The organism is Leifsonia stereocauli (genome assembly GCF_038432415.1).
GTDB classification, from domain to species: Bacteria; Actinomycetota; Actinomycetes; order Actinomycetales; family Microbacteriaceae; genus Orlajensenia; species Orlajensenia stereocauli.
On record NZ_JBCAUN010000001.1, the window covers coordinates 746,680 to 765,336 of the forward strand.

The window sequence follows — 18,657 nt, forward strand, 5'->3', positions numbered from 1 at the left end:
GCTCACCTCCGCCGCTGGTGCATCCCGGCGCGGCGGTCGGCCGGACCCGTGACGGTCGACCTCGGAGACGAGCGAGAATGGAAGGCGCGCGCTCGACCGATCGGAGGACCCATGGCCGTCTACCTCGACCACGCCGCGACGACTCCCATGTCGGATGCCGCCATCTCGGCGTACGTCGATGCGATGGCCATCGTCGGCAACCCGTCGTCCATCCACAGTCAGGGCCAGAACGCCAGACGCCTGCTCGAAGAGGCCCGCGAACAGGTCGCGGCCACCCTGGGCTGCGATCCCATCGAGGTCGTGTTCACGGGCAACGGCACCGAGGCGATCAATCTCGCCATCAAGGGCCTGTTCTGGGCTCGCCCAGGCAACCGCATCCTCGTTCCCGGCGGAGAGCACCACGCCACGATCGACACGGTCGAATGGCTCGAGCGACACGAGGGTGCCGTCATCGACTGGCTGCCGCTCGACGATCTCGGACGCGTCCGTCTCGACGCCCTCGAGAGCGTCCTGGCGACGGATGCGACCTCAATCGCCCTCGTCAGCATGCTCTGGGCCAACAACGAGGTCGGTACCGTCCAGCCCGTCGCCGAGATCGCGACCCTCGCCGCGCGCTATGGGGTTCCGCTGCATCTGGACGCCGTGGCCGCGTACGGGCACGTTCCCATCTCCTTCGCGGACGTACGCGCAGCCTCGGGCGCCGCGGCCGGGGTCGGGCTGGTGGCGCTCAGTGTCTCGGCGCACAAGATCGGCGGGCCCGTCGGCATCGGGGCGCTCGTGTTGAGCCGGACGGCCGCGCTCGAAGCGTTGATCCACGGCGGCGGTCAGCAGCGCCAGGTGCGGTCGGGAACGCAGGACGTCGCTGCGGCGGTGTCGTTCGCTGCGGCATCCGAGGCCGTGATTCCAGCGATGGAGGCGGAGTCGGCGCGGGTGGAGGCGCTGCGCTCCCGCCTGGTCGCCGGCGCCGTGGCTGCGGTGCCGTCGGTCGTCGTGAACGGAGACCCTGACCCTGCCCGCCGTCTGCCGGGAACCGCCCACTTCGCGTTCCCGGGCTGTCAGGGCGACTCGCTGCTGTTCCTGCTCGACGCTGCCGGCGTCTCGGTCTCGACGGGATCGGCGTGCCAGGCCGGCATCCCCGAGCCGTCGCACGTGCTTCTCGCGATGGGACGCGACGACGAGTCCGCACGCAGCGCCCTGCGCGTGACGCTCGGGCGCACGACGACGGAGGCCGACGTCGACGCGTTCGTGGCTGCGCTGCCCGCGGCGTACGCGCAAGCGGCACGTGCTGGGCTCGCTGGCCGCGCCACGTCCTTCGATCGCTGAGCGTCCCGCTCGGTGAGGGCCGAGCGAAGCGACCGCCCGAAGCGCCCGTCGACATCCTGCGCTTCGGCCGCGGACTGCGTCCGGGCCTCGGCGAACGGGGACACCCGGGGGATCGGCATCCGTCCAGCATCCGTTTCGTAGACTGGGACCCATGAGAGTTCTGGCAGCAATGAGTGGTGGCGTCGATTCAGCGGTCGCCGCAGCGCGCGCCGTCGACGCCGGACACGACGTGGTCGGCGTGCACCTCGCGCTCAGCCGCATGCCGGGAACCCTGCGCACGGGATCGCGCGGATGCTGCACCATCGAGGACTCGATGGACGCCCAGCGCGCCGCCAACCTCATCGGCATCCCGTACTTCGTGTGGGACTTCTCGGAGAGGTTCAAGGCCGACGTCGTCGACGACTTCATCGCCGAGTACTCCGCCGGTCGCACGCCCAACCCCTGCATGCGCTGCAACGAGCGCATCAAGTTCTCCGCCCTGCTCGAGAAGGCCGTCTCGCTCGGGTTCGACGCCGTCGTCACCGGGCACTACGCCTCGATCACGACGGATGCCGCGGGCAACCGCGAGCTGCACCGCGCTGCGGCGTGGGCGAAGGACCAGTCCTACGTGCTCGGCGTGCTCACCACCGAGCAGCTCGCCTACGCGATGTTCCCGCTCGGCGCGACCCCGTCGAAGGCCGAGGTGCGCGCCGAGGCCGCCGCACGCGGCTTCAGCGTGGCCTCCAAGCCCGACAGCCACGACATCTGCTTCATCCCCGACGGCGACACCCGGGGCTGGCTGGCCGAGCGCGTCGGTGCCGAGACCGGCGACATCCTCGACCGCACAGGAGCCAAGCTCGGCGAGCACGAGGGTGCGCACGCGTACACGGTCGGCCAGCGCCGCGGCCTCCAGATCGGCACCCCTGCAGCCGACGGCAAGCCGCGCTTCGTCCTCGAGGTCCGCCCGAAGGACAACACGGTGGTCGTGGGCCCGAAGGAGGCTCTCGACATCGCCGAGATCGCCGGATCGCGCTTCACCTGGGCCGGACTGCCGCCGCTCAACTCCCACATGCCGTTCGAGTGCGAGGTGCAGATCCGTGCCCACGCCGATCCCGTTCCTGCGACGGCCGTGGTGTCTACGGATGCCGCCGGCGCCGAGGAGCTCGTCGTCACCCCGCACGTGCCACTCAACGGCGTGGCTCCCGGCCAGACCGCCGTCGTCTACGTCGGCACCCGAGTGCTCGGCCAGTGCACCATCGACCGCACGGTGAGCGCAGTGCCGGTGGAGGCGATGCTCGCAGACGCCCGCGCGTAGCGCGCGGTCCAAGCGCGTCGGGCGCGGACGTCGTCCGGCCCTCTGCGAGCGGCGCGAGACCGTACCCGCCGGTCGGCGCGCCATTTCCGGGTGCTCTGCGCCACATGACGTGGCGCGGCACCCCGCGAAATGGCGCACGGCGGCTGGTGGCGGCATCCGTTCCGAGCGTCGGTGGCCGTCCCTAGACTGAACGGGTGAGCCCCGATGCATCCGTGACGCCGCCGACCGACGACCAACTCGAGACGCTCAGCCTCGAGCAGGCCTCAGCACGGGCAGGCGAGCTGACCACCCTCATCCTCGAGGCGCGCGACGCCTATTACGAGCGCGACGCCGCCATCCACTCCGACCAGGAGTACGACGCGTTCATCCACGAGCTCGAGGCTCTGGAGCGACTCTTCCCGGCGGTGCAGAGCCAGGACAGCCCCACCCTCACCGTCGGCGGCCGCGCCGACTCCACTCTGTTCGCGCCGGTGCAGCACGCCGAGCGCATGCTCAGCCTCGACAACGTCTTCTCCATCGAGGAGTTCGAGGTCTGGGCGGCCAAGGTCGAGCGCGACGCCGGCCGCAGCGTCGCCTACCTCTGCGAACTCAAGATCGACGGCCTCGCCATCAACCTGCGCTACGAGCGCGGGGTCCTGGTCACGGCGGCGACCCGCGGCGACGGCGTCGTCGGCGAGGACGTGACGGAGAACGTCCGCTTCATCTCGGTCATCCCCGAGAAGCTCGCCGGAACCGATCACCCCGACATCGTCGAGGTGCGCGGTGAGGTCTACTTCCCGGTCGAGCTGTTCCGCGAACTCAACGCAGCCCAGGCCGCAGCCGGAGACAGGGTCTTCGCCAACCCGCGCAACGCCGCCAGCGGCTCGCTGCGCCAGAAGGCCGAGAGCAAGACCGGCGCCCAGCTCGCTCTCATGCACGACAGACTCTCCAGGCTGCGGATGCTGGTGCACGGCATCGGCGCCTGGCAGAACCCGCCCGTGGCCAGCCAGTCCGAGACCTACGAGCTGCTGAAGACGTGGGGCCTGCCCACCTCGCCCTACTACCGCGTGGTGCCGACGGCGGCGGAGGCCGCCGACTTCATCCGCTACTACGGCGAGCACCGTGACAGCGTGAGCCACGAGATCGACGGCATCGTCATCAAGGTCGACGAGCTCGAACTGCACGACGAACTCGGCGCGACCAGCCGCGCCCCGCGCTGGGCCATCGCCTACAAGTACCCGCCCGAGCAGGTGAACACCAAGCTGCTCGACATCGTCGTGAGCGTCGGCCGCACCGGGCGTGCGACGCCGTACGCCGTCATGGAGAAGGTGCGCGTGGCCGGGAGCGAGGTGCGCCAGGCCACCCTGCACAATCAAGACGTCGTGAAGGCGAAGGGCGTGCTCATCGGGGACACCGTGGTGCTCCGCAAGGCCGGAGACGTCATCCCCGAGGTGCTCGGCCCGGTCGTCGAACTGCGCGACGGCTCGGAGCGTGCCTTCGTCATGCCCGCCGACTGCCCGGAATGCGGCACTCCGCTGGCGCCGGCCAAGGAGGGCGACATCGACCTGCGCTGCCCGAACGCGCGCAGCTGCCCGGCCCAGGTGCGCGGACGTGTCGAGCACATCGGATCACGCGGCGCCCTCGACATCGAGGCGCTCGGCGAAGTGGCGGCATCCGCCCTCACCCAGCCCGAACGCCCCGAAGTGCCGCCCCTCGTGACGGAGGCGACCCTGTTCTCGCTGAGCGTGGCCGACCTGTTCCCGATCGAGGTCGTCGTGCGAGACTCCGAGACGGGTCTCCCGAAGGAGCTCGACGACGGAGCGGCGAAGATCGACACCCCGTTCCGGCGGCGCCGGGCCAGGAAGGACGGCGCCTTCGCTCCCGAGTCCGATGTCTTCGACGGCGATGCGGATGCCGTTCCCTCGGCGAACGCGATCAAGCTCATCGAGGAGATCGAGAAGGCCAAGACGAAGCCGCTCGCGCGCATCCTCGTTGCGCTCAACATCCGCCACGTCGGACCCGTCGCCGCCCGCGCTCTTGCGGGCTGGTTCGGCTCGCTCGACGCCATCCGCGGGGCCAGCCGCGAGGAGCTCGCCGAGGTCGAGGGCGTCGGCGGCATCATCGCCGACGCCGTGCTCGACTGGTTCACGGTCGACTGGCACGTCGACATCGTCGATCGCTGGACGGCGGCGGGCGTGCAGTTCACGACGCCGGGGCATCCTGGTCCGGGAGCTGCGGCGGCGGCCGGTGGGCCCCTCGTCGGTCTCACGGTGGTGGCCACAGGGTCCTTGGAAGGCTTCACGCGAGAGGGAGCGCAGGAGGCCATCATCGCCGCCGGCGGCAAGTCGGCGTCGAGCGTCTCGAAGAACACCGATTTCGTGGCAGCCGGTCCCGGTGCCGGGTCGAAGCTGGGGAAGGCCGAGGCTCTCGGGATCCCGATCCTCGACGCCGACCAGTTCCGACTGCTGCTCGTGGGAGGGCCCGACGCCGTTCGCGTTTCCTCCGAGGAATCTCGGTCCATCGATGCAGACGACGGTGCGGACGCGACGGACTGATCATGGCCGATCCGGGGGAGATGAAGGAGCCGCAGAAGAACGCGACATCGCGGCGCGCCTTCCTGACGGCCGGAGGGATCGCGGCGGCGGGAGTGATCGCCAGCGGCGTGGCAGGAGGGGCCATCGGCCACAGGGCGGGCCTGCACGACGCCACCGCAGCGCCGGAGCCCACGCCCGACCCCGGCGCCGCGCAGGGCATCGAGCACATCGTCGTGCTCATGGGCGAGAACCGCTCCTTCGACAACCTGCTCGGGTTCCTGTACACCCCTGACGACCTGCCGACGGGCCAGACCTTCGACGGCCTCGCCTTCGGCTCGTACTCGAACACGACTCTCGACGGTGACGTCGTCGCCGCCCACGTCTACGTCGGTGCCACCGACGAGATCATGAGCCGGCCCGACCCCGATCCCGGCGAGGAGTACCCGCACGTCAACACCCAGCTCTTCGGGACCGTGAGCCCAGCGTCGAACGCCGGCATCGCGGTCGAGGAGATGCGGTCGCCGTACAACGCTCCGCCGGCCGGAGCGAAACCCACGATGGACGGCTTCCTCGCGGACTACGGGTCGGAGTACCGCCATCTCCGCGGTGGCACGCCGCCGAGCCCCGCCGAGGCAGCGCACATCATGGGCAGCTTCTCACCCGCGATGCTCCCTGTGCTGTCGACCCTGGCCCGCAACTTCGCCCTGTACGACTCCTGGCACTGCGCCGTGCCGTCGCAGACGTTCTGCAACCGATCGTTCTTCCACGCCTCGACCTCGCATGGATTCGTCACGAACAAGGGGGGCGACGGTTACCGCAAGTGGCTGGATGCGCCGGCGGATCCGACCGTGTTCAACCGGCTCGAGGACGCGGGTGTCGACTGGCGCATCTACTTCGACGATCTCCAGCTCGTCTCCCTCACCGGGGTGCTGCACGCTCCAGCGCTGGAGAAGTACTGGCGCACCTCCCATTTCGCCCCCATGTCCGAGTTCTACGCGGATGTGGCCGCAGGCACCCTGGCCCCGTACTCGTTCATCGAGCCGCGTCTCATCTACGATCACAACGACTTCCATCCGCCGGTCGGTCGGCTGCGCGAGAGCGATCTCGACGGCGAGCCCATCATCGACAGCGCCGTCTCCGATGTGAGGGCCGGCGAGGCCCTCGTGCACCGCGTCTACGACGCCGTGCGCACGAGCGCCGCGACGACGGGATCGAACGCCCTCAACACGCTCCTGCTCATCACCTTCGACGAGCACGGCGGCACCTACGACCACGTTCCGCCGCCAGGGGCGACACCGCCCGGCGGTGCCGCGTCGGCCGATCCCGGCGAGATGGGCTTCACCTTCGACAGGCTCGGATGCCGCGTGCCCGCCATCGCGATCTCGGCGTGGACGGCATCCGGCAGCATCATCAACGATGCGATGCACCACGGATCCCTCATCGCGACCCTGTCGAAGCTGCACGGCCTGGATCCCCTGACGAAGCGCGACGAGGGTGCGCCAGACATACTCAACGCCGTCACGCTCACGGCGCCGCGCGACCCGCGCACCTGGCCGACGACCATGCCGCAGTACACGCCACCCAATCCCGAATCGGCACCGCATCCGGCTGCGAAGGACCGGGATCACCCGCTCAGCCCGCCTGGGCGCGGGCTCGTGGGACTGTTGATCGCCAAGTACGGCGCTCCGGGAGAGGCGATCCCCGAGACCTACGGCGAGGCATTCGACCTCCTGCAGAAGTACGGCGACGGGCTGTTCGGTACGCCCCGATAGAATCGTCGAGTACCCACACGCCACTATCCGACGGAGACCCATGTCCGGAATCAGTGCCGAGCAGGTCGCGCACATCGCGAATCTCGCACGCATCGACCTCAGCCCAGAAGAGATCGCGACCCTCACCGCGGAACTCGACCAGATCGTCGACTCCGTCGCCAAGGTGACCGAGGTCGCCACGCCCGACGTACCGGCCACGAGCCACCCGATCCCGCTCGAGAACGTCTTCCGCGACGACGTCGTCGGCGAGACCCTCACGGTGGAGCAGGCCCTGGCCGGCGCTCCCGACCACGACGGTTCGCGCTTCCGCGTCTCGGCGATCCTGGGGGAGGAGCAGTGAGCGACGACATCATCCGCCTGAGCGCCTCCGAGCTCGGGGAGCGCCTCGCTGCGCACGAGATCAGCGCCGTCGAGGCGACGCAGGCCTCGCTCGACCGTATCGCCGCCGTCGACGGTGGCGTGAACGCCTTCCTGCACGTGGCGACGGATGCCGCCCTCACCGCCGCCCGCGAGATCGACCGTCGCCGCGGATCGGGCGAGAAGCTCGGCCCCCTCGCCGGAGTCCCCATCGCCGTCAAGGACGTGCTGGTCACCACGGACATGCCCACGACAGCAGGGTCCCGCATCCTCGAGGGTTGGGTTCCGCCCTACGATGCCACCTCGGTGCGGCTCGTGCGCGAGGCCGGGCTCATCCCGATCGGCAAGACCAACATGGACGAGTTCGCCATGGGGTCCAGCACCGAGCACTCCGCATACGGTCCGACCCACAACCCGTGGGCGCTCGACCGCATCCCCGGCGGCTCCGGCGGTGGCTCGGCCGCGGCCGTCGCCGCCTTCGAGGCGCCCATCGCGCTCGGCAGCGACACGGGTGGCAGCATCCGTCAGCCCGCGCACGTCACCGGAACCGTCGGCGTCAAGCCGACCTACGGCGCCGTCAGCCGCTACGGTGCCATCGCGATGGCGTCGTCGCTCGACCAGATCGGTCCGGTCAGCCGCACGGTGCTCGACTCCGCTCTGCTGCACGACATCATCGGCAAGCACGACCACCACGATTCGACGTCGCTGCGCGACCGCTGGCCGTCGATGGCCGAGGCCGTGCGCAACGCGGATGTCTCCGGCATGCGCATCGGAGTCATCCGCCAACTCGACGGCGACGGCTTCCAGCAGGGCGTCCTCGACCGCTTCCACGAGTCGCTCGCGCTGCTCGAGAAGGCCGGTGCCGAGATCGTCGAGGTCAACACGCCGAACTTCGAGTACGCCATCTCGGCGTACTACCTGATCATGCCCGCCGAGGCCTCCAGCAACCTGGCGAAGTTCGACTCCGTGCGCTTCGGCATGCGGGTCACGCCCGAGGGCGGCGGGACTGTCGAAGACGTGATGGCCGCCACCCGCGAGGCCGGCTTCGGCGCAGAGGTGAAGCGTCGCATCATCCTCGGCACCTACGCGCTGTCGGCCGGGTACTACGACGCCTACTACGGCAGCGCCCAGAAGGTGCGCACCCTCGTGCAGCGCGACTTCAACGCCGCATTCGCTCAGGTCGACGTGGTCGCGTCGCCCACGGCGCCGACCACGGCGTTCAAGCTCGGCGAGAAGTCCGACGACCCGATGGCCATGTACCTCAACGACATCGCCACCATCCCGGCCAACCTCGCCGGTGTCCCCGGCATCTCGCTGCCCGCCGGTCTGGCCACCGAGGACGGCCTGCCCGTCGGCATCCAGTTCGTCGCTCCGGCCAGGGCCGACGAGCGTCTCTACACCGTCGGCGGAGCCCTCGAGAAGCTCCTCGAGGCCGAATGGGGCGGTCGCCTGCTCGATCAGGCTCCCGATCTCACCCAGCTCATCGCCGCCCAGGAAGGTGCCCGCTGATGGCCCGCGCAGAACTGATGGACTTCGACAAGGCACTCGAACTGTTCGAGCCCGTCATGGGCTTCGAGGTGCATGTCGAGCTCAACACCAAGACCAAGATGTTCTCGGATGCGCCGAACGTGTTCGGCTCCGAGCCGAACACGAACATCACGCCGACCTGCCTCGGCCTGCCTGGCTCGCTGCCCGTCGTCAACGCGCAGGCCGTGCGGTACTCGATCAGCCTCGGTCTCGCCCTCGGGTGCGAGATCGCGCCGTCGAGCCGCTTCGCGCGGAAGAACTACTTCTACCCGGACACCCCGAAGAACTACCAGATCTCGCAGTTCGACGAGCCCATCGCCTTCGAGGGCTCCGTCGACGTCGAGCTCTCCGACGGCTCCATCGTGAGCGTGCCGATCGAGCGCGCGCACATGGAGGAGGACGCCGGAAAGCTGACTCACGTCGGTGGCTCCACGGGGCGCATCCAGGGTGCCGAGTACTCGCTCGTCGACTACAACCGCGCCGGAGTTCCGCTGGTCGAGATCGTGACCAAGCCCATCTACGGAGCCGAGCACAGCTCGCCCGAGCTGGCCAAGGCCTACGTCTCCACCATCCGCGACATCGTCGTGTCGCTGGGCATCTCCGACGCCAAGATGGAGCGCGGCAACCTGCGCTGCGACGCCAACGTCTCGCTGCGCCCTCGCGCTGCGGCCGGTGAGCCCGTCGCCCCTCTCGGAACACGCACCGAGACGAAGAACGTCAACTCGCTGCGCTCCGTCGAGCGCGCCGTGCGCTACGAGATCCAGCGCCAGGCGGCCATCCTCGCGAAGGGCGGCAGCATCACGCAGGAGACGCGGCACTGGCACGAGGACACCGGCGAGACCAGCGCCGGCCGGCCGAAGAGCGACGCCGACGACTACCGCTACTTCCCCGAGCCCGACCTGCTGCCCGTCGTTCCGTCGGCCGAGCTGATCGAGGAGCTGCGCTCTGCGCTGCCCGAGCCTCCTGCCGCCCGTCGGCGCCGACTGAAGGCCGAGTGGGGCTTCACCGACCTGGAGTTCCAGGACATCAACAACGCCGGCCTCCTCACCGAGATCACCGAGACCGTGGCAGCCGGCGCCACTCCGGCCGCCGCTCGCAAGTGGTGGACCGGCGAGATCGCCCGCATCGCCAACACCTCCGACGCTGATGCCGCGAGCCTGGTGTCACCGGCCGATGTCGCAGCGCTGGCCAGGCTGGTCGACGCAGGCACGCTCACCGACCGCCTGGCCCGCCAGGTGCTCGAGGGCGTCATCGCCGGTGAGGGAACTCCGCAGGAGGTCGTCGACGCCCGCGGGCTCGCCGTCGTCTCCGACGACGGTGCGCTCATCGCCGCCATCGACGAGGCGCTCCTCGGCCAGCCCGACGTGCTCGCGAAGATCCGCGACGGCAAGGTGCAGGCCGCCGGAGCCGTCATCGGGGCGGTCATGAAGGCCATGAAGGGCCAGGCGGATGCCGCTCGCGTGCGCGAGCTCGTGCTGGAGCGGGCGCAGCAGGTCTAGCGCACTTCACGCTCGGTGAGGGCCGAGCGCAGCGACCGCCCGAAGCGCATCTGCCAGAGGCGCTTCGACCGCGGGCTGCGCCCCGGCCTCAGCGAGCGGAGTCCGCGGTGGAGCTCGTGATCACCGCGAGCGAGGTGTCGCCGACGGCCGTCACACGGCGGCCGTCCGGCAGCACCACCGATGCTCCGTGCGCGACATCGCGCACGGCATCCGTCACCGCGGGATCCCGCAGGAGAGCACCCGTGGCCAGACGTGGATCGGTGGAGACGACGATGCGCCCGGAGGCGTTGATGAGGCTCGCGTCGCCGCCGAGCCGGCGGAGCGCCGGGAGCAGCACGCGCTCCGCGTCGGTCACGTAGACATCGGCACCGACCACCCCGACGAGTGTCCCGTCGACGAACACGGGATCCGTGATCGTCAGCGTGTAGTCGTCGGTGCACAGGTAGTCGACGTACGGCCCGGTGATGTGGCGGTGCCCCGTGCGCTCGGGAACCCGCCACCACTCCAGCGTGGTGTGGTCTCTGAAGCTGTCGGATGCCGGATCCTCGACGGCCTCGAGCCGCCGCACGGCATGGCGCCCGGACGCGCGTCGTCCGCCGGCGCTGCTCCCCGCGCTGCTCCCCGGATCGCTCCCGAAGCTGTTGCCCTGGCCCAGCCACCAGGCGAGGTGCCAGGGGGCATCGGCGAGGAAGTCCGGAGCGGCCACGAAGCCGGCGCCGACGACGAGCGACCCTTCGCGGGCGAGCTCCGGCCGCACGAGGCCCTCGACGACGGCGTCGATGTGGCGACGCGTGCGCGCGGTCGGCGACCCGAGGGCGGCAGTCAAGGCGACGTTCCAGTCGGCGATCGGCGCGAAGACGTCCCCGAACACGGCGGCGATGTCGTCGACGTGGGGGAGGGTCGGAGCGATCACGGGGTCTGTTCCTTCGATTCGAGTTCTGCCTTCGCGCCGATCAGCCAGTCGACCGCCGACTGGATCCCGTCGGTGATGAGCTGGCGGGCGACTGCCGGCTGCACGTCGCCGATGGCGTCGACGATCGCGAGCTGAGCGGCGCGGTGGGCATCACGATAGTCCTGCTCGCGCAGGCAGAGCCACAACAGCGGGCCGAACTCGGCCTGCAGCCGGATCTCCTCCCGCACCAGCCGTGCGGATTGGCTCAGCGCCGCCAGCTCGAGGTGGAAGCGGGCGACCCCGCGACGCGCGGCGGCCTCCGAGGTGACGTCGAGTGATGCAGCGATGGTCGCGAGGCCGTCGACGTCGTCGGGACTCGACCTGTCCGCGGCGATCTCGGCGGCCATGCCCGCTATCGCCGTGTAGTGCACTCCGAGGTCGCGCAGCTCGGCTCGGGAGTGGGCCTGCAGCCGCTCGTCGAGCACGACGGCCGTGCGGATGCCGCCCGAGGTGACGAAGCTGCCACCGTCGCGTCCACGTCGCGTGGTCACGAGGCCGCGATTGCGCAGAGCCTCGAGCGCCTCGCGTGCCGTGACGACGGCCACGCCGAACTGACGGGCCAACGCGGTCTCGCTCGGGAGCTTCTCGCCGTCGTGCAGCACACCGAGGGTGATCGCATCCGTCAACCGCTTCTCGACGGCCTCCGCGCGACCGGCGCCGACGAGCGGTGCGAAGACGGCGGCGTGCGTCGCCGTGCCCCCACTGATCGACTGCGGCATCCTCTTCCCCCGAATCTGTGACACGACCGTAACATGTCGCACGCCGCTAAGACATCTGGATCCATATGATTTGAAGCAGGACGAACGAGGAGGCACCGGTGAGCGCAGTTCCGGCCATCCGCTTGAGCGGATTGACCAAGGAGTTCGGGGGCGTGACCGCCGTGAACGGCGTCGATCTCGACATCGTCGAGGGCGAGTTCTTCTCCATGCTCGGGCCGTCGGGTTCTGGCAAGACCACGGTGCTGCGGCTCATCGCCGGCTTCGAGCAGCCCACGAGGGGCTCCGTCGAGCTCTTCGGCCGTGACGTCACCCACGCCGCCCCCTTCGACCGCGACGTCAACACCGTCTTCCAGGATTACGCGTTGTTCCCGCACATGTCCGTCGGCGAGAACGTCGCCTACGGGCTGCGCGTGCGGGGCATTGGTCGGCGCGAGCGCACCGAGCGCGCCCGAGAGGCCCTCGACAAGGTGCGGCTCGGTTCGTTCGCCGACCGCAAGCCGTCGCAGCTCTCCGGCGGCCAGCGCCAGCGCGTGGCTCTGGCCCGCGCCACAGTGGTGCAGCCGAAGGCGCTGCTGCTCGACGAGCCCCTCGGCGCCCTCGACCTCAAGCTGCGCGAGCAGATGCAGGTCGAGCTCAAGGAGATCCAGCGCGACCTCGGCATCACCTTCATCTTCGTGACGCACGACCAGGACGAGGCGCTCACCCTCAGCGACCGCATCGCCGTCTTCAACGAGGGCCGGATCGAGCAGCTCGGCACGCCATCCGAGATCTACGACGCTCCGGTCTCCCGGTTCGTCGCCTCCTTCGTCGGCACGTCGAACCTGCTCGACGATGCGGCATCGCAGACCCTGCTCGGGCGCCCCGGCGTGCACTCGATCCGGCCAGAGAAGCTCGCAGTCTCGGCTCCGGATGTCGCCGTTCCCGGCGTCGCCGGCACCGTGGCCGAGGTCATCTACTCGGGCAACAGCACGCGCCTGATCATCGATCTCGACTCCGGCCAACGGCTCACGGTCCTCGAGCAGAACGACCGCTCCCGGTTGGCCGACGATGCCCGCGGCGACCGGGTGCACGTCGCGTGGAACGACTCGGACGTCGTCACCCTGAGCGCACCGCCCGCGGCATCCATCGCCTGAATCCCGTCCAGACCCACAGCAGCACCACCCAACAAGAGGAGAAAGCAATGAAGCGCACCACAGCGCGGACGAGGGCCGTCATCTCCGGCGTCGCTCTCGTGTCCGCAACACTCCTGCTCACGGCGTGTGGAACCAGCGGCGGAGGTGACACCAAGGCTGAGGCTCCGACGAAGCTCGGCGACACCGAAGGCGCCATCTCGATCCTCGCCTGGCCCGGTTACGTCGAGGACGGCTCGAACGACCCGACAGTCGACTGGGTCACCCCGTTCGTCGAGGAGACCGGATGCAAGGTCACCACGAAGACCTTCGGAACGAGCGACGAGGCCTTCAGCCTGATGAAGACCGGCGACTACGACGTCGTGTCGGCGTCCGGGGACGCCTCGCTCCGTCTCGTGGCCGCTGGAGAGGTCGCTCCGGTCAACACCGACCTCATCGAGAACTACGACGGCATCTACGACTTCCTGAAGATGCGCGAGTGGAACAGCGTCGACGGCGTCTCCTACGGCATCCCTCACGGCTACGGCGCGAACCTGCTGATGTACAACACGGAGGAGGTCACCCCGGCGCCCACGTCGTGGGACGTCGTCTTCGACAAGTCCGGCGACTACGCGGGTAAGGTCACCGCCTACGATTCCCCGATCTACATCGCGGATGCCGCGCTCTACCTCATGAAGCACCAGCCGGATCTCGGGATCGAGAACCCCTACGCGCTCGACGCGGATCAGCTGGCGGCTTCAGTCGACCTGCTGAAGGAGCAGCGAGCGAACATCGGCGAGTACTGGTCCGACTACCTCAAGGAGATCCAGGCCTTCGAGACCGGCGACAGCGTCGTGGGCACCTCGTGGCAGGTCATCAAGAACTCCCTGGCCGAGGGCACGCCAGCCGAGGCGATCCTTCCCGAGGAGGGCGCGACGGGCTGGAGCGACACCTGGATGATCTCGTCGAAGGCGAAGAACCCGAACTGCGCGTACGCGTGGCTCGACTACATCGCCAGCCCCGAGGCCAACGCCACGGCGACGGGCTACTTCGGTGAGGCTCCCTCGAGCCAGGCGGCCTGCGAGTTCCGCACGGACTGCGAGTCGTACCATGCCGGCGACGAGGAGTACGCATCGCAGATCTGGTACTGGACCACGCCGATCGCCGACTGCGTCGATGGGCGCACCGACGTGACCTGCACGGACTACTCGGAATGGACCAGCGCCTGGCAGGAGATCAAGGGCTGATCCGTCTGTGACAACCACCAGCACCACTCCACCCGTCCGGGCCGCGGTCGCGCCTCCTCGTGCGACCCCGGCCCGGAAGGGCTCCGCCATCCTCAGCCGGCATCCACGGCTCAGGCTGGGCCTCCTGCTCAGCGCGCCGCTCGTCTGGCTCGGACTCGTCTACATCGTCGCTCTCGTCGCCCTGCTCATCACGGCGTTCTGGAGCGTCGACAGCTTCACGGGCGAGATCAGCCAGACCTGGACCCTCGACAACATCATCGAGGTCGTCACCGGTTCGCTCTACCAAACGGTGACGCTGCGAACGGTCGGCGTCGCCCTCGCGGTGACGGTCATCGACATCGTCATCGCCCTTCCCGTGGCGTTCTTCATGGCGAAGGTCGCCTCACCTCGGATGCAGCGCATCCTCGTGATCGCCGTGCTCACGCCCCTCTGGGCCAGCTACCTCGTGAAGGCCTATGCCTGGCGTTCCGTGCTCTCGCAGGACGGCATCCTGAACTGGCTCGTCACGCCGCTCGGGGGCAGCACCCCGGGCTATGGGCTGCCCGCCGTCATCATCACGCTGTCCTACCTCTGGCTGCCCTACGTGATCCTGCCCATCTACGCCGGACTCGACCGGGTTCCGGATTCGCTGCTCGAGGCATCCGGCGATCTGGGCGGTAAGACCTGGTCGACGCTGCGGCTCATCGTGCTGCCGATCATCTGGCCGGCGATCATCGCGGGTTCGATCTTCGCCTTCTCGCTCTCCCTGGGCGACTACATCACGGTGAACATCGTGGGCGGGGCCAACCAGATGCTGGGCAACCTCGTCTACACGAACGTCGGGGCGGCGAACAACCTGCCGCTGGCCGCGGCCATCGCTCTCATCCCGATCGTCATCATCTTCGGCTACCTGGCTCTCGTGCGTCGCACGGGTGCCCTCGACAACCTCTAGGAAGGCGAGACGGATGCGACTCTCCCGCCCCGCCCGCATCGTGTTGGGCTCTGTCACGGCAATAGTCCTGACCGTGGTCTACGTGCCACTGCTCGTGGTGTTCGTGAACTCCTTCTCGACGAGCACGAGCCTCAGCTGGCCGCCACCGGGCTTCACCCTGGAGTGGTGGCGCAAGGCCTTCCAGAGCACCGGGGCGTTGAACGCCGTGCTCACGAGCGTGCAGGTCGCCATCGTCGCGACCATCATCGCGCTCGTGCTCGGCACACTCATCTCGCTGGCGCTGCAGAGGTTCGAGTTCTTCGGACGCGACGCCGTCAGCCTGCTCGTGATCCTGCCGATCGCGCTGCCCGGCATCATCACGGGTATCGCGCTGAACAACTTCTTCCGCACCATGATGGGCGTCCCGCTGTCGATCTGGACCGTCGTGATCGCGCACGCCACCTTCTGCGTCGTCACGGTGTTCAACAACGTGATCGCACGACTCCGCCGACTCGGCATGAACTTCGAGGATGCCTCGGCCGATCTCGGGGCGGGACTCTGGACCACCTTCAGGCTGGTGACCTTCCCGCAGTTGCGCTCGGCGCTCTTCGCGGGTGGCCTCCTCGCGTTCGCCTTGAGTTTCGACGAGATCATCGTGACGACGTTCACGGCAGGCTCCGGTGTCACCACTCTGCCCATCTTCATCCTCGACAACATGTTCCGGCCGAATCAGGCGCCCATCGTGAGCGTCATCGCAGTGGTGCTCGTGCTGGTGTCGATCCTGCCGATCTACTTCGCGCAGCGTCTGGCCGGCTCGGAGCGATCGCTGAAGTGACAGCCATCTCGCAGCCCGGCGTCCGTAGGCTGGAGCTCCACTCCTCACGAACTGGACGGGCATCATGGGCTTCCTCGACTGGCTGACCGGCAACACCCCATCGAACACTCCGCAGCAGCGTCCCACCTACACGCCGGGCTATCAGGCGCCAGCCGGCGGTCCTGCCCGATCGGCAGATGAGATCGCCATCGAGCGCTACCGCTACCTGCTCCGCACGGCTCCGCCCGAGACCATCGAGCAGGCCCACGCCGAGGCCTTCGCGAAGCTCACCCCGGCGCAGCGGGCGCAGGTGTTCCAGGAGCTGAGTGCGTCGGCAGCGCCCGGCGAGGCGCCGCAGTCGGACTCGGCCGACTCGCTGGCGCGGGCCGCAACGCGGTCGGAGCTGCGCTCCCCGGGTTCCATCGAGCGCAGCTTCTCCCAGCGCCCCGGCGGTGGGATGTTCGGCGGCAACTTCGCGAGCACCATGCTCGGAACCGTCGCCGGCTTCGTGATCGGTTCGGCCATCGCCGACGCCTTCCTGCCCGACTTCGGCGGCACGGATGCGTCGGGCGCGGACGCGGGCTCTGGCGACTCCGGCGGCGCGACGGATGCCGGAGACTCGGCGAGCGCCGACGGCGGCGGTGGCTGGGACGGCGGCGGCGGCGGCGGCGACTTCGGCGGTGGCGACTTCGGCGGCGGCGACTTCGGGTTCTGACCCGCGTTCACCGGAGGCATCCGGAGCACGACAACCGGAGTGTCAGCCGCTGCGGCTACTCTCGTGAGTGATGAGCAAGCAGGACGGCCGTTCCCGGCAGGTGAACACGACGCCTGTCGACGACACCGGTGCGACGATCCTGCACGTCGACATGGATGCCTTCTTCGCGTCCGTCGAGCTGCTCAGTCGACCTGAACTGCGGGGAACGCCCGTCATCGTCGGCGGTATCGGCCCTCGTTCGGTGGTGTCTGCGGCCAACTACGAGGCCCGCCGGTACGGCGTGAACTCGGCGATGCCCATGTCGCTGGCCCTCCGGCGCTGCCCGAACGCCACGGTGCTTCCCGGCAGCTACGACCTGTACTCGAAGTACTCCAAGCAGGTTCTGGCCATCTTCGAGGACGCCACCCCGCTGGTGGAGCCGCTCTCGATCGACGAGGCCTTCCTCGACGTCGCCGGTGCGAGACGCGTGCACGGATCGCCGAGTGAGATCGCGCAGATGATCCGGCGGCGGGTGGAGGCGGAGACCGGCCTCACCTGCTCGGTGGGTGTCGCAGGCACGAAGTACGTCGCCAAGGTCGCTTCGAGCCGGGCCAAGCCCGACGGCATGCTGGTCGTTCCCGTGGCCGAGACGCAGGCGTTCCTGCGTCCGCTCTCCGTCGGTGCCCTGTGGGGAGTCGGACCGACCACGGAGGAGTCGCTGCGCCGCCTCGGCCTGGCGACCGTCGGAGACGTCGCAGACACGCCGTACGACGTGCTGCGCTCGACGCTGGGCGATGCACTCGCGGCCAAGCTGCACTCGCTGGCCAACGGCATCGACCCGCGCTCGGTGTCGACCCACCGTGAGGAGAAGAGCATCGGGCGCGAGGTCACCTTCAGCTACGACGTCACCGACGAGGCCGAGATCCGTCGTGCGATGCTGCACCAGGCAGACGACGCCGCCGCTCGCCTGCGCGCAGCGGGGCTGGTGGCGCGCACGGTCGTGCTCAAGCTGCGCTACACCGACTTCAGCACCGTGACCAAGTCCCGCACCCTCGCCGAGCCGACGGACGTCGGCCGGCGCATCTACGAGGAGGCCACAGCCGCGTGGCACGCGTTGGGTGCTGCAGGCAAGCGCATCCGTCTCATCGGAGTGCGCGTCGAGCAGTTGGGCGAGAGCGGCTCCGGCCTCAGCCTCTGGGATCCCGACGAGGACTGGCGCGACGCCGAGACCACCATCGACGAGGTGGCGGCGCGGTTCGGAAAGGGCAGCATCCGCCCGGCAGCATTGCTGCGCCCCAAGAAGCAAACCTGAGCCGCACCGCGCAGATTCCGATCGTCGCCCTATCGCGGCGGGGGAGTGCGGGGTAGCGTGAAACCCATGACCAACCTTGTTGCACAGCTCGCTGATTCGGCCAAGGACTTCGGGGTGCAGGCGGCCTATGGGTCTCCCGTCGAACTCGGGAGCTCGACCATCGTCCCCGTGGCCATCGTCTGGTACGGCTTCGGCGGTGGCAGCATCGATGAGGCGACCGGCGATTCCAAGGTCGCCAACCTCAAGGGTGTCGGCTCCGGCGGCGGCGGCGGCGGATACTCCATCCCGATCGGCGCGTACATCAGCCGGGGGAGCACCACCCGCTTCGAGCCGAACACGATCGCCCTGCTCACCGTCGGCGTGCCGTTCGTCGCGGTGACGGGGTGGGCGCTGCGCCGGATCATCCGCGCGCTCAAGCACTGACGGGTTCCCACCTCGTGGCGCGTCACGTGTCTCCAGCGTGACGTCATCGCAGCGCGGGTGGGTCTAGACTCGGTCTCGAACACGGGAGTCCGGTATGCCGGGCTGAGAGGAAGGTTCTCAACCTTCGACCGTCGAACCTGATCTGGATCATGCCAGCGCAGGGAGGCAGATCATCTCATTCCCGTGCCCTCT

The 18,657-nt window shown here is 69.1% G+C and carries 16 protein-coding genes and 1 riboswitch; of the genes, 14 read left to right on the forward strand and 2 right to left on the reverse strand.

Going from position 1 to position 18,657, the window contains the following annotated elements:
- Nucleotides 1-111 precede the first annotated feature (111 nt).
- The 7 genes from AADV74_RS03680 (at nucleotide 112) to gatB (ending at nucleotide 10,285) form a co-directional block, all read left to right on the forward strand.
- Entirely contained in the window at nucleotides 112-1,323 is a 1,212-nt protein-coding gene (locus AADV74_RS03680) for a cysteine desulfurase family protein (protein WP_342111938.1), read from the forward strand.
- Nucleotides 1,324-1,474: 151 nt separating this feature from the next.
- A complete protein-coding gene (gene mnmA, locus AADV74_RS03685) occupies nucleotides 1,475-2,617 on the forward strand; it encodes a tRNA 2-thiouridine(34) synthase MnmA (RefSeq protein ID WP_342111940.1) in 1,143 nt (380 codons plus the stop codon).
- A 194-nt stretch (nucleotides 2,618-2,811) separates the two neighbouring features.
- Nucleotides 2,812-5,151: an NAD-dependent DNA ligase LigA gene (ligA, locus tag AADV74_RS03690; protein WP_342111943.1), complete on the forward strand. Its 2,340-nt coding sequence runs from the start codon at nucleotides 2,812-2,814 to the stop codon at nucleotides 5,149-5,151.
- Nucleotides 5,152-5,153: 2 nt separating this feature from the next.
- Nucleotides 5,154-6,902 (forward strand): alkaline phosphatase family protein, encoded by a 1,749-nt coding sequence (locus tag AADV74_RS03695; protein ID WP_342111945.1) that lies wholly within the window; start codon nucleotides 5,154-5,156, stop codon nucleotides 6,900-6,902.
- Nucleotides 6,903-6,942: 40 nt separating this feature from the next.
- Entirely contained in the window at nucleotides 6,943-7,242 is a 300-nt protein-coding gene (gene gatC / locus AADV74_RS03700) for an Asp-tRNA(Asn)/Glu-tRNA(Gln) amidotransferase subunit GatC (RefSeq protein ID WP_055819045.1), read from the forward strand.
- A complete protein-coding gene (gatA, locus tag AADV74_RS03705; RefSeq protein ID WP_342111948.1) occupies nucleotides 7,239-8,768 on the forward strand; it encodes an Asp-tRNA(Asn)/Glu-tRNA(Gln) amidotransferase subunit GatA in 1,530 nt (509 codons plus the stop codon). The genes gatC and gatA overlap by 4 nt, the downstream gene beginning before the upstream one ends.
- Nucleotides 8,768-10,285: an Asp-tRNA(Asn)/Glu-tRNA(Gln) amidotransferase subunit GatB gene (gatB, locus tag AADV74_RS03710; RefSeq protein WP_342111951.1), complete on the forward strand. Its 1,518-nt coding sequence runs from the start codon at nucleotides 8,768-8,770 to the stop codon at nucleotides 10,283-10,285. Before gatA ends, gatB begins: the two co-directional genes overlap by 1 nt.
- A gap of 88 nt (nucleotides 10,286-10,373) precedes the next feature.
- On the opposite strand, the gene AADV74_RS03715 is transcribed toward gatB, so the two are convergent.
- Both AADV74_RS03715 and AADV74_RS03720 read right to left on the reverse strand, forming a co-directional pair.
- Nucleotides 10,374-11,198, reverse strand: a complete 825-nt coding sequence (locus AADV74_RS03715; protein WP_342111953.1) for a PDC sensor domain-containing protein — start codon at nucleotides 11,196-11,198, stop codon at nucleotides 10,374-10,376.
- Nucleotides 11,195-11,956 (reverse strand): FadR/GntR family transcriptional regulator, encoded by a 762-nt coding sequence (locus AADV74_RS03720; RefSeq protein WP_342111957.1) that lies wholly within the window; start codon nucleotides 11,954-11,956, stop codon nucleotides 11,195-11,197. The genes AADV74_RS03715 and AADV74_RS03720 overlap by 4 nt, the downstream gene beginning before the upstream one ends.
- A 98-nt stretch (nucleotides 11,957-12,054) precedes the next feature.
- Between AADV74_RS03720 and AADV74_RS03725 the strand changes: the two genes are divergently transcribed.
- From AADV74_RS03725 to AADV74_RS03755, 7 genes are all read left to right on the forward strand, one after another.
- Nucleotides 12,055-13,089 (forward strand): ABC transporter ATP-binding protein, encoded by a 1,035-nt coding sequence (locus AADV74_RS03725; RefSeq protein ID WP_342111959.1) that lies wholly within the window; start codon nucleotides 12,055-12,057, stop codon nucleotides 13,087-13,089.
- A gap of 47 nt (nucleotides 13,090-13,136) precedes the next feature.
- Nucleotides 13,137-14,312: an ABC transporter substrate-binding protein gene (locus tag AADV74_RS03730; protein ID WP_342111961.1), complete on the forward strand. Its 1,176-nt coding sequence runs from the start codon at nucleotides 13,137-13,139 to the stop codon at nucleotides 14,310-14,312.
- A 7-nt stretch (nucleotides 14,313-14,319) separates the two neighbouring features.
- The gene (locus AADV74_RS03735; protein ID WP_342111962.1) at nucleotides 14,320-15,243 is read left to right on the forward strand and encodes an ABC transporter permease; all 924 of its coding nucleotides are present in this window, start codon (nucleotides 14,320-14,322) and stop codon (nucleotides 15,241-15,243) included.
- A 13-nt stretch (nucleotides 15,244-15,256) separates the two neighbouring features.
- Nucleotides 15,257-16,057, forward strand: a complete 801-nt coding sequence (locus AADV74_RS03740) for an ABC transporter permease (RefSeq protein WP_342111964.1) — start codon at nucleotides 15,257-15,259, stop codon at nucleotides 16,055-16,057.
- Nucleotides 16,058-16,121: 64 nt separating this feature from the next.
- Nucleotides 16,122-16,751, forward strand: a complete 630-nt coding sequence (locus tag AADV74_RS03745) for a hypothetical protein (RefSeq protein ID WP_342111966.1) — start codon at nucleotides 16,122-16,124, stop codon at nucleotides 16,749-16,751.
- Nucleotides 16,752-16,821: 70 nt separating this feature from the next.
- On the forward strand, nucleotides 16,822-18,042 hold the full coding sequence (locus AADV74_RS03750; RefSeq protein ID WP_342111968.1) for a DNA polymerase IV: 1,221 nt from the start codon (nucleotides 16,822-16,824) through the stop codon (nucleotides 18,040-18,042).
- Nucleotides 18,043-18,108: 66 nt separating this feature from the next.
- Nucleotides 18,109-18,465, forward strand: a complete 357-nt coding sequence (locus AADV74_RS03755) for a hypothetical protein (RefSeq protein WP_342111970.1) — start codon at nucleotides 18,109-18,111, stop codon at nucleotides 18,463-18,465.
- Nucleotides 18,466-18,536: 71 nt separating this feature from the next.
- Nucleotides 18,537-18,646, forward strand: a riboswitch (TPP riboswitch).
- Nucleotides 18,647-18,657: the final 11 nt, after the last annotated feature.